Genomic DNA, 12,824 nt, shown 5'->3' on the forward strand with positions numbered 1-12,824 from the left:
ACTCATGAACGGTTATCTACATCAGTTCCTGTTCGGGATCTACCCGTACATCTGCCTCGCCGTGCTGCTGGTGGGCAGCCTGATCCGCTTCGACCGCGAGCAGTACACGTGGAAGAGCGATTCGTCGCAGCTGCTGCGCCACGGCATGCTGCGGCTCGGCAGCAACCTCTTCCACTGGGGTGTGCTGGTCGTCGTGCTCGGGCACTTCGGCGGCTTCCTCGCGCCGCACTGGCTCGTGTCGCCGTTCCTGTCGGCGTCCGGGCACCAGCTCGTCGCGATGGTGGCGGGGGGCGCCGCCGGCGTCGCGGCGATCATCGGGCTGACGATCCTGATCTGGCGGCGCCTCGGCGACCCGCGCATCCGCCGCAACAGCCGCAAGTCCGACATCCTGATCGTGCTGATGCTGTGGGTGCAGCTCGCGCTCGGGCTCGGCACCGTCGTGCTGTCGACGCGCCACATGGACGGCGCGATGTTCGAACAGCTCACCGACTACGTGAAGGGCGTCGTCACGTTCCGGCCGGACATCGCGAGCCTGCTCGTTGGCGTGCCGCTGACCTACCGGCTGCATATCCTGCTCGGCTTCACGATCTTCCTCGTGTCGCCGTTTACGCGGATGGTGCACATCTGGAGCGGCATCGCATCGGTCGCATACCTGATCCGTCCGTACCAGCTCGTGCGCAAGCGCTGAGGAGGCCGCATGAACGACGTTCTTTCCGATGCACCGGCCGCGTTGCGCATCAACGGCGTCGCGATCGGCGACGACGCGATCGCGGCCGAGGCCGCGTTTCACGGCGACACGCCCGATCCGCTCGATGCGGCGCGGCGCTCGCTCGCGGTGCGCGAGCTGCTGCGGCAACGCGCGGTGTCGCTCGCGCTGCTCGACGAAGGCGCGCCGCTCGACGACGCGGCCGTCGACGCGTTGCTCGAGCGCGAGCTGACCCACGTGCCCGAACCCGACCGCGCGGATTGCGAGCGCTACTACGCGCAGTATCCGGCGCGTTTTCGCCGCAACGACATTGTCTATGCGAGCCATGTGCTGTTCGCGGTGACGGACCGCGTGCCGCTCGCGCCACTACGGCACCGCGCGGAAAGCGAGCTGGCCGACGTGGTCGCCGCGCCCGATACGTTCGAAGCGGTCGCGCGCGCGTCGTCGAACTGCCCGTCGGCTGAAGTCGGCGGCAGCCTCGGGCAGTTGCTGCGCGGCGACACGGTGCCGGAATTCGAAGCCGCGCTGTTCGAGACGGAGGGGCTCGGCGTACTACCGAAACTCGTCAACACGCGCTTCGGTTTCCACATCGTGCGCATCGAGCGCCGCGTGCCGGGCGATGCGGTGCCGTTCGACGAAGCCGCCGCGCAGATCGCCGCGTACCTGTCGGAACGTGTGCGGCAGCGGGCGATGCGGCAGTACGTGGCGATTCTCGCGGGCGGCGCGCGCGTCGAAGGGGTGACCTTCGACGGCGCGAACGGGCCGCTCGTCCAATGAAACGAGGTTTTGCGTATGGCAACTCAACAAGGTAATGCGGGGCCGGTCGCGAACGTGCCGGCCATCCCGCTGCGCGCGTGGTCGGTACTCGCCGCGAGCACGCTCGCGTTCATGGTGTGTTTCGTCGTGTGGATGATGTTCGGCGTGCTCGGCGTGCAGCTGCGCACCGATCTCGGGCTGAACAGCACGGAGTTCGGGCTGCTCACGTCGACGCCGGTGCTGACCGGCGCGTTGATGCGCTTGCCGCTCGGCACGTGGACCGACCGCTTCGGCGGCCGCATCGTGATGACGGTGCTGCTCGTCGTGTGCGCGGTGCCCGTCTATATCGTCAGCTACGCGACGCAGCTCTGGCAGTTCCTGCTGATCGGGCTGTTCCTCGGTTGCGTCGGCGCGTCGTTCGCGGTCGGCACGCCGTATGTCGCGCGCTTTTTTCCGCCGCAGCGGCGCGGGCTCGCGATGGGCGTGTTCGGCGCGGGCACGGTCGGCGCGGCCGTCAACCTGTTCGTCACGCCGCTGCTGCTCGACGCGTACGGCTGGCGCTTCGTACCGCGCGTGTATGCGGTCGCGTTGCTCGTGACGGCCCTGATCTTCTGGTTCGCGTCGGCGCCCGATCCGGGCGCGGGCAAGCGCGGCGGTTCGCTGCTCGATTCGTTCAAGGTATTGCGCGACCCGCGCGTGTGGCGGCTCTGCCAGTACTACTCGATCACGTTCGGCGGCTTCACCGCGCTGTCGCTGTGGATTCCGCAGTACCTGAAGAGCGAATACGGGATGTCGCTCGTGATGGCGTCCGCGTTCGCGGCCGGCTTCTCGCTGCCGGGCTCCGTGCTGCGCGCGCTCGGCGGCGCGCTGTCCGATCGCTTCGGCGCGCATGCGGTCACGTGGTGGGGGCTGTGGGTCGCGTGGATCGCGCTGTTCCTGCTGTCGTATCCGGCGACCGACTTCGTGATCCACACGATCGACGGCAGTGCGACGCTGAACGTGTCGATGCCGGTGGCCGGCTTCGTCGCGCTGACCTTCGTGCTCGGCGCGGTGTTCGCGCTCGGGATGGCATCGACCTTCAAGTACGTTGCCGACGATTTCGCGGACAACATGGGCGTCGTCACGGGCATCGTCGGGCTCGCGGGCGGGCTCGGCGGCTTCCTGCTGCCGATCCTGTTCGGCGTGCTGCTCGACCTGCTGCGCGTGCGCACGACCTGCTTCATGTTCCTGTACGGGATCGTGTGGGTGTCGCTGATCCTCATCTATCTGTCGGAAGTGCGGCGCACGCCCGTCACGGGCTGACGATTGCGGTTCGATGCGCTTGCGCGATGCCGGGACAGCTCGGCGTCGCGTAAGCGCATCGTGGTGCGGGGAAGCCCTCGCACGACGTATCCGGCCGCACGCGCTTCTGTCAAACTGGCGCCCATGAAACCGCGCCTCGCTTCACCGCCTTCTCCCGATTCCGCGCCTGCGCCCGCAGGCTTTCCCGATGCCGACGAACTGGCCGCGCTGCGCGCGTGGTACGCGGGCATGACCGTGCGCCAGGCCGTCGAGCGTTACCTGCCCGATCGTCTTGGCGAAGGGCGGTCGGCGCGCGGCGTGATCGGCGGCATTCGCCGCCGCCTCGTGCGCGTCGCACGGCAGGCCGGTCGGCCCGATCTTGCGGAGCGGCTCGGTCATCCCGACGGTGAGCGTTTACGGGAGGCGAAGGCGGCTAACGAAGCGATCGGCCTGCTGCGTCATGCGCGCGCGCCGGCGCCGCAGATCAGCGATGACGTCGGCCTGTGGCTGCCCGCGCGCGCGGTCGCCGCGCTGCGTGCGCACGGGATCGCGACGCTGGCCGATCTCACGGTGCGGATTCCGCGCCGACGCCAGTGGTGGAGCGCGATCGCGGGTCTCGGCGTGGCCAGCGCGCGCCACATCGAGGCGTTTTTCGCCGCGCATCCGGACCTGACCGAACGGGCGCGCGCGCTGATCGCCGCGACGCCGCGCAGCAGCATCGTGCCGTGGGAGCAGTTGAAGCTGCCGCACGAGGTCGACGGCTCGGCCGGCACGTTCCGCGCGCCGCGCGCGACCAGCACGCTCGACGCGGACACCGATTACGCGGCCGTGCACGCATGGCTGTCGCTGCACGAATCGGCCGCGACGCGGCGCGCGTACCGCAAGGAAGCCGAGCGGCTGATCCTGTGGGCGATCGTCGAGCGCGGCCGCGCGCTGTCGTCGCTGACGACCGAGGATGCGGTCGCATATCGCGGGTTCCTGCGGCGCCCGACGCCGCACGAGCGCTGGGTCGGGCCCGTGCGGCCGCGCAGCGCGCCCGACTGGCGGCCGTTCTCGGGCGCGCTGTCCGCGCGTTCGGCGGCCTACACGCTGTCGGTGCTCGGCGCGCTGTTCCGCTGGCTGATCGAGCAGCGCTACCTGCTCGCGAATCCGTTCGCGGGCGTCAAGGTGCGCGACACACGCGGCGCGAACGCACTCGACACGTCGCATGCGTTCACCGAAGGCGAGTGGCTGCTCGTCCGCACGATCGCCGACGGGCTCGAGTTCCGCAAGGAGGCGTCGTCCGGCTGGACGACGGCCGCCGCGCAACGGCTGCGCTTCATCCTCGATCTCGGTTATGCGACGGGGCTGCGTGCGAGCGAGCTGGTCGGCGCGACGCTCGGCGACATCGAGACGGACGCACACGGCGATGCGTGGCTGAAGGTGATCGGCAAGGGGCGCAAGGCCGCACGCGTCGCGCTGCCGCCGCTGGCGCGTACAGCCCTCGATCGTCACCTGGTCGCGCGCCGGTTGCCGGTCACGCCGGCGCGCTGGCGGCCCGATACGCCGCTGATTCCGAGCCTCGCGGAGGACGGTGCGGCCGCGATCACGAGCGTGCGGCTGTGGAAGGTGATGCAGCGCTTCTTCGCGCAGACGGCCGACGCCGTCGATACCGACAATCCGGCGCTCGCGCAGAAGCTGCGGCAGGCGAGCCCGCACTGGATGCGTCATACGCATGCGACGCACGCGCTCGCGCGTGGGGCCGAGTTGACGACGGTGCGCGACAACCTGCGGCATGCGTCGATTTCGACCACGTCGATTTATCTGCATGGCGACGATGTGAAGCGCGCGCGGCAGATGTCGAGTGCGTTTGCGGCGGACAAGTAAGTAGCGGAATACACGGACGCGTCATGTCCGCGTCATTTTTTGTGAAGCGCCATCGGGCGATTCATCGGGCCGCGATGTAACTGTCAGGTGTGTCAGGAAATTGTTGGCCGGAAAGGACGCCCGTACCTGAATGCGTTTTCGGTCGACGCATCGACGACTTGCGGCAACGTAGCCGCCGATACAACGGAACGGTCCGGCACACACGGCGGTCATACGTTTTTTCACCAGGAGCAACGGATGGCATCGAGCCAGGGTACGGTCGATTTCATCGTCGAGCAGATGGCGGCGGCCGGTACGGTTTCGGCCCGCAAGATGTTCGGCGAATACGGCATCTATTGCGACGGCAAGATGGTTGCGCTCGTCTGCGACGACCGGCTGTTCGTCAAGCCGACGCCCGAAGGCCGCGCGTTTCTCGGCACCTGCGACGAAGGCCCGCCGTATCCGGGCGCGAAGCCGCACCTCGTGATCGCCGGCGATCGCTGGGACGACCGCGAATGGCTGTCGGCGCTGATCCGGATCACGGCCGCGCAGTTGCCGGTGCCGGTGAAGCGGAGCCGTTAGCGGCCATGAACCCCGCGTAACCACGCGTAACGTCGTGCCGGGCGCAGGCGTATTCTGTGAATCATGCGCGCGACCATCGCGCCCCCGGCGGGAGCACAAGAATGAAGACATCCGGACATCCGCGCGGCACGTGGCGTGCCCGTCGCGTCTGGCACGCGCTCGTCGCGGCCGTGTGTGTCGGCTGGAGCGTGCTGTCGTTCGGCGCGGAGGGCGGCAACGGCGCGGCGGCGCTGCTCGACCGTTACCACAGCCTCGGCGCGCAACTGAAGGACAACGCGTTTCGCCGGCCGCTCTACCTCGAATCGTCGGAGTCGTCGTCGTCGCTGAAGGGCGACATCTACGCGGTGGTCGACTATCCGTTCGCGGTCGTGAACAGCCAGCTCAACGATCCCGCGCAAGGCCCCACGAATTGGTGCGCGGTGCTGATCCTGCACCTGAACACGAAGTACTGTCATGCATCGAGCGGCAGCAACGGCCCGGTGCTTGACGTGAACGTCGGCCGCAAGATCCAGCAGAAACTGTCGGATACCTATCGCCTGCAGTTCCGCTATCGCGTGGCGGCCGCAACTGCCGACTACTTCCAGACCGACCTGACTGCCGACAGCGGCCCGATGGGCACGAAGGATTACCGGATCGCGCTGGAGGCCGTGCCGGTCGGCGCGTCGCGCACATTCCTGCATCTCACTTACTCGTACGGCTTCGGCACGGTCGGCCGGATGGCGATGAAGACCTACCTCGCGACGGTCGGCAGCGAGAAGGTCGGCTTCACGCCCGCCGGTGATGCATCGGTCGCGAAGCCGCAATACATCGGCGGCGTGCGCGGGCTGCTGGAGCGCAACACGATGCGCTACTACCTCGCGATCGACACGTATCTCGCGACGCTCGACAAGCCGCTCGACCAGCGCCTCGCGCGCTGGTTCGACGCGACCGAGCAGTATCCGCTGCAACTGCACGAAGTGGAGCGGAGCGCATATCTGCAGATGAAAGCACAGGAAGTCCAGCGGCAGCAGGCGGCGCGGTAGGCGGCGCCTGCTGCCGGTTTGCCGCTCAGTTCGACGCGCCGCCGACCGTGCGGATGCTGTGCCACTGTCCCTGTTCGACGCGGAACAGCGTGTAGGGCGGCTTGATCAGGTCGCCGCGCTCGTCGAACGAGATCTTCCCGGTCACGCCCGTGACCGACACGCCGGGCAGGCTCGCGACGATCTTGCCGCGATCGACCGAATCGGCCTTGCGGACCGCCGCGATCATCGCGAGCGCCGCGTCGTACGCGAACGGCGCATACAGCTCGACGTCCTGGTTGAAGCGTGCCTTGTAGCGCTGCGCGAACGCGATGGCCGACGGCAACTTGTCGAGCGCCGGGCCCGGTTCGAGATCCTGCGTGCCTTCGCCCGAGTTGCCGGCAATCTTCAGGAATGCGTTGCTTTTCAGCGCGCCGGCGCCGAACAGCTGCGCGCGGATGCCGAGCGAGCGCATCTGCTTGACGAGCATCGCACCCTGTTCGTCGAGCCCGCCGAAGAACAACAGGTCGACGTTGCTGCTCTTCATCGTCGTCAGAATGGCGCGGAAATCGACGGCCTTGTCGTTCGTGTATTCGCGGTCGACGACGCTGCCGTGCGCGTCCTTCACGCCTTTCTCGAACGCGTCGGCAAGGCCCTGGCCGAACGCGGTGCGATCGTCGATGATGCCGATCCGCTTCGCCTTCAGCTGCTCGACCGCGAAACGGCCGGCCACCACGCCGCCGACGCCGTCGTGTCCCATCGTGCGGAACACGTTCTTGAAGCCCTGCATCGTCAGTTGCGGATTGGTCGAGCCGGGCGTGATCATCGCGACGTTCGCTTGCCGGTAGACGGCCGACGCGGGGATGCTGCAGCCCGAGTTGTAGTGGCCGATCACGCCGACCACGCCGTCGTCGACGAGTTTCTGCGCGACCTGGATCGCGATGCGCGGATCGGCCTGGTCGTCCTGCACGTCGAGCACGAAGCGTACGGGCTTGCCGCCGACGGTCGGATGCTTCGCGTTCTCCTCGTCGAGCGCGAGCTGCGCACCGTATTGCAGATCCTTGCCGACACGCGCGACGGGCCCCGTCAGCGGACCGGCGAAGCCGATCTTGACGGTTTCCGGATCCGCGGCCTGCGCGGACGCGGCGACCGTGCCGATCGAGCAGACGGCCAGCCATACCAGCCAGTTACGACGATTCATGATGCCTCCTTGCAGTGGTTGAAATCGCGGCGCGCGTCAGAATCGCGCGGCCCGGTAAGGTGTGAGGTCCAGCGGCGGCGCGCGCTGGGCGACGAGGTCGGCGACGATCCGCCCGGTGATGCCGGCGAGCGTCACGCCGAGGTGCTGATGCCCGAACGCGTGGATCACGCGTGCGCTGTCGCGGGCGCGGCCGATGACGGGCACGCCGTCCGGCAGCGTCGGGCGGAAGCCGAGCCAGCTGCGCGTCGGCGCGCCGAGCGACGGCAGCGCCTCGCGTGCCGAACGCGTGAGCAGTGCGACGAGCGACGGGTTCATCGGCGCGTCGAAGCCGCCGAGTTCGACGGTGCCGGCCGCGCGCAGCCCTTCGTCGAGCGGCGTCATGTAGAAGCCGCGTTCGGCCCAGCCGACCGGCCGCGTGACGATTTGTTCGTGCGCGGCGAACTGCACGTGATAACCGCGTTCGGTATCGAGCGGCACCGCATCGCCGCAGGCGGCCGCGAATGCGCGCGAGCGCGCGCCGGCGGCAATGACGACCTGATCGAAGGTACGCGCCACACCGCCCGCATGGACGTTCACGCCGTCACCGGCGGGCTCGATTCGTTCGACGCGCTCGCGTTCGAGCGTCGCACCGCCGGTAGCCAGATGCGCGAACAGTTCGCCGAGAAAACCGTGCGGATCGGAGAAATGCCAGCTGCCGACAAACAGCACGCCGCGCGCGAAGATCGGCGCGAGCGCGGGCTCGAGCCGGCGGATCGCGTTCGCGTCGAGCAGCTCGAACGGCACGCCGAGCCGGCGCCGCAGCGCGAGCGACGGCTGTGCGGCATCGAACGACGCCTGCCGCGCATACAGGTACAGGCACTCGCGCGGCCGTACGAACGCCGCGAGCCGCGTGGTCGAGAGCAGCGGCGCATAACCGTCTGCGGCGCGCGACAGCAGCGCGGCCAGCGCGCTTGCGCTGCGCTGGTGGCGCTCGGGTGTCGATGCGAGCAGGAAGCGCGCGAGCCACGGCGCGCCACGCAACAGGTATGGCCAGCGGATGCGCAGCGGGCTGTCGGCGGCGAACAGGAAGTGCGGGAGGTCGCGGAACACGGACGGGCCGTTCACGGGCACGCAGCCGTACGGCGCGAACGTCGCGGCGTTGCCGAACGACGCGCCGTGGCCGACGCCGTCCGGATCGAACAGCGTCACGCGATGCCCGTCGCGCTGCAGCCAAGCCGCCGCGCCGAGCCCGATGAAGCCTGCACCCACGATGGCGACGTTCGCCATGACGCATCCCCTCCGGCACACATGGTTCACACAAAGTTGAGATTAAGAATCACACAGTAATTTTTTGTGTGCAATCAAAATGAGATTGTGTGGCGCTAGTGTTTACCCGATTTCAACCGGCTGATTCAACAGACTTTTCCGCTGACGTTTGACGGGGAGGGGATGTCATATACAATCGCTGGGCAGGTCAAAATGGCAGACAAACGCTTTTTGTGTGGTCACAGGCGACAAATGGCATCAGACAAACTTTCCGGCGAGCGCGATGGCGGTGCGCCGGCACCGGCGAAGCGGCCGACTTATGTCGAGGTATCGAGCTCGATCGAGGCGGAAATCCGCAACGGCATGTATCCGCCGGGCAGCCGCCTGCCGCCGCAGCGCCAGCTCGCGACCGAGCTCGGCATCAACGTGTCGACCGTGTCCCGTGCGTACAAGGAACTGCAGCTGCGCGGCCTCGTGATCGGCAGCAAGCGCCGCGGCTCGCTCGTCACCGGCGGCGCGATGCCGAGCATCGAGCCGGCCCGCGCGTCGCTCGCGGCGGGCAACGGCGTGATCGACCTGACCGTGAACCGCCCGGCGACCGGCGAGTTTCTGGCGAGCCTCGCGCAGACCTTCGGCACGCTGCCGAACGACCCGCGTTTCGCCGCCTTGCAGGAATACCAGCCGCCGCAGGGGCCCGAGTGGGCACGCGCGGCCGGCGCGCAATGGCTGGCCGCGCCCGGCTTCGCGCCGTCGCGCGACCAGGTGGTCGTCACGAGCGGCGCGCAGCACGGGCTGTACGCGGTGCTGAACAGCCTGATCGGCACCGACGGCGTGATCGTTGCCGATCGCCTCACGTACTACGGGCTCAAGGCGCTTGCGCCGGTATTCCAGTTCGAGATCGTCAGCGCGCCGGCCGACGACGATGGCCTGCTGCCCGACGAGATCGAGCGGATCTGCCAGCGCATGCCGGTCAAGGCCATCTTCGTCGTGCCGAACCTGCAGAACCCGACCGTGACGACGATGAGCCTCGCGCGCCGGATGGCGCTCGTTGACGTCGCGCGGCGCCATCATGTGACGATCATCGAGGACGATGTGTACGGGCCGCTCGTGCGCGACCGGCTGCCGGCGATCGCGGGGCTGTGCCCCGAACTGACGTTCCATATCGGCGCGACGTCGAAGATTCTGGCGCCCGGGCTGCGCCTCGGCTACCTGAGCTGCCCGCGCGACAGCGTCGCGCTGTGCGCGGAAGCGGTGCGCACGACCGCATGGATGCCGGCGCCCACGTCGATGCTGATCGCGACGGTCTGGATCGAGGACGGCACCGCCGAGCGGATCATGGCCGCGCAACTCGCGGAGATTCGCGCGCGCGTCGATCTCGCGCGGGAACTGCTGCCGGCCGGGCAACTGAAGTCCGACCCCGCGTGCATGTTCGTGTGGTTGCGGCTGCCGCCGCCGTGGCGGGCCGACGATTTCGCGGCGAACGCGAAGGCGCGCGGCGTGATCGTGATGCCGTCGTCGACGTTCGCGGTCGATCGTGCGGAAATCGAGCACGGCGTGCGCATCAACCTCGCGTGCCCGGCCACGCGCGACGAACTCGTCAACGGGCTGCGGATTCTGTCCGGCACGCTGAAGGACCGGCCGCGCGCGCTGTTCGGCTCGATCTGACGCCGTCGCTCAGTCGAGCAAACCCGCGACGACGTCGACGATCCGCTGCAGCAGCGCTTCGTCGTAAGGCAGCCACGGCACCGCGCGAAGCGGCGACGGCGGCGGCTCGATCGCGGCATCGACGGGTTCGCCGTCACGCGTCACGCGGCCGGTCGCGCAATGCACCGACCATGCGCCGACGCGCACATGACGTTCGTCGATCGTCATCCTTCCTTGCGCAATCGGTTCGGCGAACACGAGCGACAGCACGTGCTTGCGATGCCGCGCCATCACGCCCAGCGGCAGATCCGACAGCCGGTTCAGGCGCTGCCAGCGTTCCGCTTCGATGTCGCGCTGGCGAACCGGGTCGACCGTTTGTGCGGAGGCTGCCGCGCGCGTCGCGTCGTCGTCGAGTGCGAACGCGGCCACGCTGACGAGCAGGTCGACCGCGCGCGCCACTTCCGAGAACACGACACGATCGATCTCGCCGATCGGCAGCGGCACCCAGCGTCGTCCGTGCCGGCGTTCGACATGCAGCCGGCGCGACGTGCCGTGGCTTTCCGAGCCGGGATAGAGCCGTGCATCGACGAGGAAGGTCGCGCGCACGTCGCCGAACTCGCGCACGAGCCCGTCGTCGTACGCGCGGATCGACCAGCCTTCGCGGCGCGCGACGCCGAGCAGCGGCCGGCTCGACAGCACATGACCTTCGAACATCGCGGAATCGCTTGACGAGGCGTCGTTTTCCGCCGGCACGTAGTACTCGCGGAATGCCTGCCTGACCGGCTGCCGAAGTGCGCGGCCGACGATCGCGCGCTGCCACGCGAGCCGCTCGTCCGCGTCGGCCAGCAACGGGTGCCACAGGCGGATGTCGCTGTCGTCGGCGATGTCGCACGCGTGCCCGGCCGCGTCGCGCAGCACGACCTTGCCTTTCACGATGTCCGGCATGAACGACTGCGTCGATCTATCGCCGGCGCGTGCGTGCCAGATCATGCGCGCGGAGAACGCGGCGCCGGCCGGCGCATCGACGAGCCGCTCGCGCCACTCGGCATGACCGAGTGTCATCGGCTGCCAGAAGCCCGCTTCCATGCACGCGGCGAGCATCGCGAGCTGCTTCTTGTCGGGCTTTGCGTCGAGCGTCATGCGCAGCGCGGTGTGCGGCCGCTCGCCGAGCGCGCGTTCGGCCGGCTTCAGGTTGCGCGCGAGCTTCTTCTGCACGCCGGCATGACGCACGACGGCCAGCGCATCGCGCAGCGCGCGCACGCTCTCGGGGGTGGGAATCGTTTCGACCGCATGGCCGAGCGCGATCGCGAGCGACTGCGACGGCGCCGTCTTCGCGGCCGTCGGCGCGACGCATACGCCCGTCAGCAGCGGCCCGATCAGCGGGCGCAACCACGCTTCGTCGCGGTAGGCGGCCACGCGCGCGGCGCGCGCGACGACCTGCGCGTCGTCGGTTGTGAACGCGCGATCGGCCTGATACGGAACGGTGCCTGCATGCAGCGCCGCGACCTGCCGCGCGGCCTCGGTCAGCGCATCGCGTGCGAATTCGACGTACGCGGCGTCTTCCGCGAGCGTGACGGCCGGATCGCTGAAGTCGATCCACAGCCGCTTCGGCGCGAAATAACCGTCGTGCGTTGCGGCCAACGCGAGCAGCGCGGCCGGCCCGAGCTCGGGCAGCACGTCGAGTTCGCGCACGCGAAACGGCGAATCGGCCAGCGCTTGCGCATACGTGTCGCGTCGTGCCGAGAAGTCGCGGCGGCCGGCGAACCAGTCGAGCGCATAGGCGCCGTATGCGGATGCGGCGCGCAGGCCGCCTTCCTCCGGTTCGCCCGCGATGCGGGCGAGTTCGGCCTGCAGCGCGGGCGATGGCGGCGCGTCGAGACAGGGCAGCTCCTCCAGCGCACGTTGCCACGCGCCGGGCGGGATGTCGCGGAACAGTTCGAGCGCGGCATCGGCGTCGACGAGCGGCACAAGACCGAGCGCATCGATCTGGCCGCGTAGCCAGCGCGCGAATTCGGCGCGCGGATCGTTGTATGCGCAATCAGGCGGCACGATCTCGCGCTCGGTGCGGCGCAGCGCCGGCCAGACCGCGCCGAGCGCGTGCGCGTCGAGCGCCGACAGGTCGATCGGCGCGCCGGTGAAGCGCGGATGGTCGGCGGTGCCGGTCAGCCGCGCGACGAGCAGGGCGACGAGCGCGCGGTCAGTCATGCGGGGTCTCCCGATTCGCGCCGCGCCCGGCCGCTTCGTTCGGGCTCCATTTCTGTACTTTTCGGGTGGCGCGGATTGTGCCGCCGGGGGCGAATGCCTGTTCGATCGTGTGCTGCATGGTCTGACTCCGGCAATGAAAACCGTGCGATCGCACAGTATTGCATCCCGATCAGAACAGTCTGGAGAAAGGCTGTCGGCCGCCCGGCCATTTCATAAGACGTACAGTTCTCCCGCCATGCGCGATTCGCGCCGAACTGTACTCTTGTTCGCATGATCGATGTGTGTACTCCTCGCCAACTGTTCTGCTTTTAAGATTAATCAATCAAGTGCACAGTGCCGCAGATCCTGTTGTTCCGGACCC

Annotated in this window: 11 protein-coding genes; 7 read left to right on the top strand and 4 right to left on the bottom strand. The window is 68.5% G+C overall.

Going from position 1 to position 12,824, the window contains the following annotated elements; all coding sequences use genetic code 11:
- Window positions 1–4 precede the first annotated feature (4 nt).
- The 6 genes from narI (at window position 5) to ACTRWB_RS32740 (ending at window position 6,192) form a co-directional block, all read left to right on the top strand.
- The gene (narI, locus tag ACTRWB_RS32715; protein ID WP_343494229.1) at window positions 5–688 is read left to right on the top strand and encodes a respiratory nitrate reductase subunit gamma; all 684 of its coding nucleotides are present in this window, start codon (window positions 5–7) and stop codon (window positions 686–688) included.
- A gap of 9 nt (window positions 689–697) precedes the next feature.
- Window positions 698–1,483 (top strand): peptidylprolyl isomerase, encoded by a 786-nt coding sequence (locus ACTRWB_RS32720; RefSeq protein ID WP_446904330.1) that lies wholly within the window; start codon window positions 698–700, stop codon window positions 1,481–1,483.
- 15 nt (window positions 1,484–1,498) lie between these two features.
- Window positions 1,499–2,764, top strand: coding sequence for an MFS transporter (locus tag ACTRWB_RS32725; RefSeq protein ID WP_446904331.1), 1,266 nt, complete (start codon window positions 1,499–1,501; stop codon window positions 2,762–2,764).
- 123 nt (window positions 2,765–2,887) lie between these two features.
- Window positions 2,888–4,609, top strand: coding sequence for a phage integrase family protein (locus ACTRWB_RS32730; protein WP_446904332.1), 1,722 nt, complete (start codon window positions 2,888–2,890; stop codon window positions 4,607–4,609).
- A 237-nt stretch (window positions 4,610–4,846) separates the two neighbouring features.
- Complete coding sequence (locus ACTRWB_RS32735; protein WP_412025765.1) at window positions 4,847–5,170, top strand: TfoX/Sxy family protein; 324 nt, start codon at window positions 4,847–4,849, stop codon at window positions 5,168–5,170.
- Window positions 5,171–5,271: 101 nt separating this feature from the next.
- A complete protein-coding gene (locus ACTRWB_RS32740; RefSeq protein ID WP_446904333.1) occupies window positions 5,272–6,192 on the top strand; it encodes a hypothetical protein in 921 nt (306 codons plus the stop codon).
- 25 nt (window positions 6,193–6,217) lie between these two features.
- Here the strand turns inward: ACTRWB_RS32740 and ACTRWB_RS32745 are convergent, their stop codons facing one another.
- Entirely contained in the window at window positions 6,218–7,369 is a 1,152-nt protein-coding gene (locus tag ACTRWB_RS32745) for a branched-chain amino acid ABC transporter substrate-binding protein (RefSeq protein ID WP_048249989.1), read from the bottom strand.
- Window positions 7,370–7,405: 36 nt separating this feature from the next.
- Complete coding sequence (locus ACTRWB_RS32750) at window positions 7,406–8,635, bottom strand: NAD(P)/FAD-dependent oxidoreductase (protein ID WP_446904334.1); 1,230 nt, start codon at window positions 8,633–8,635, stop codon at window positions 7,406–7,408.
- Between the two features lie 231 nt (window positions 8,636–8,866).
- On the opposite strand from ACTRWB_RS32750, the gene ACTRWB_RS32755 reads away from it, so the two are divergent.
- On the top strand, window positions 8,867–10,279 hold the full coding sequence (locus ACTRWB_RS32755) for an aminotransferase-like domain-containing protein (protein WP_419690215.1): 1,413 nt from the start codon (window positions 8,867–8,869) through the stop codon (window positions 10,277–10,279).
- Window positions 10,280–10,288: 9 nt separating this feature from the next.
- Here ACTRWB_RS32755 and ACTRWB_RS32760 read toward each other — a convergent pair whose 3' ends face one another.
- Together ACTRWB_RS32760 and ACTRWB_RS32765 are read right to left on the bottom strand one after the other, a co-directional pair.
- A complete protein-coding gene (locus tag ACTRWB_RS32760; protein ID WP_446904335.1) occupies window positions 10,289–12,463 on the bottom strand; it encodes a DUF4132 domain-containing protein in 2,175 nt (724 codons plus the stop codon).
- Window positions 12,456–12,581 (bottom strand): hypothetical protein, encoded by a 126-nt coding sequence (locus tag ACTRWB_RS32765; protein ID WP_446904336.1) that lies wholly within the window; start codon window positions 12,579–12,581, stop codon window positions 12,456–12,458. Before ACTRWB_RS32765 ends, ACTRWB_RS32760 begins: the two co-directional genes overlap by 8 nt.
- Window positions 12,582–12,824: the final 243 nt, after the last annotated feature.

The sequence above is a fragment of the Burkholderia sp. YIM B11467 genome, assembly GCF_052952715.1.

Coding starts and splice junctions, on each gene's coding strand:
- ACTRWB_RS32745 (WP_048249989.1), bottom strand. CDS start 7,369: ATGAATCGTCGTAACTGGCTGGTATGGCTGGCCGTCTGCTCGATCGGC.
- ACTRWB_RS32735 (WP_412025765.1), top strand. CDS start 4,847: ATGGCATCGAGCCAGGGTACGGTCGATTTCATCGTCGAGCAGATGGCG.
- ACTRWB_RS32760 (WP_446904335.1), bottom strand. CDS start 12,463: ATGACTGACCGCGCGCTCGTCGCCCTGCTCGTCGCGCGGCTGACCGGC.
- ACTRWB_RS32765 (WP_446904336.1), bottom strand. CDS start 12,581: ATGCAGCACACGATCGAACAGGCATTCGCCCCCGGCGGCACAATCCGC.
- ACTRWB_RS32740 (WP_446904333.1), top strand. CDS start 5,272: ATGAAGACATCCGGACATCCGCGCGGCACGTGGCGTGCCCGTCGCGTC.
- ACTRWB_RS32720 (WP_446904330.1), top strand. CDS start 698: ATGAACGACGTTCTTTCCGATGCACCGGCCGCGTTGCGCATCAACGGC.
- ACTRWB_RS32730 (WP_446904332.1), top strand. CDS start 2,888: ATGAAACCGCGCCTCGCTTCACCGCCTTCTCCCGATTCCGCGCCTGCG.
- ACTRWB_RS32725 (WP_446904331.1), top strand. CDS start 1,499: ATGGCAACTCAACAAGGTAATGCGGGGCCGGTCGCGAACGTGCCGGCC.
- narI (WP_343494229.1), top strand. CDS start 5: ATGAACGGTTATCTACATCAGTTCCTGTTCGGGATCTACCCGTACATC.
- ACTRWB_RS32755 (WP_419690215.1), top strand. CDS start 8,867: ATGGCATCAGACAAACTTTCCGGCGAGCGCGATGGCGGTGCGCCGGCA.
- ACTRWB_RS32750 (WP_446904334.1), bottom strand. CDS start 8,635: ATGGCGAACGTCGCCATCGTGGGTGCAGGCTTCATCGGGCTCGGCGCG.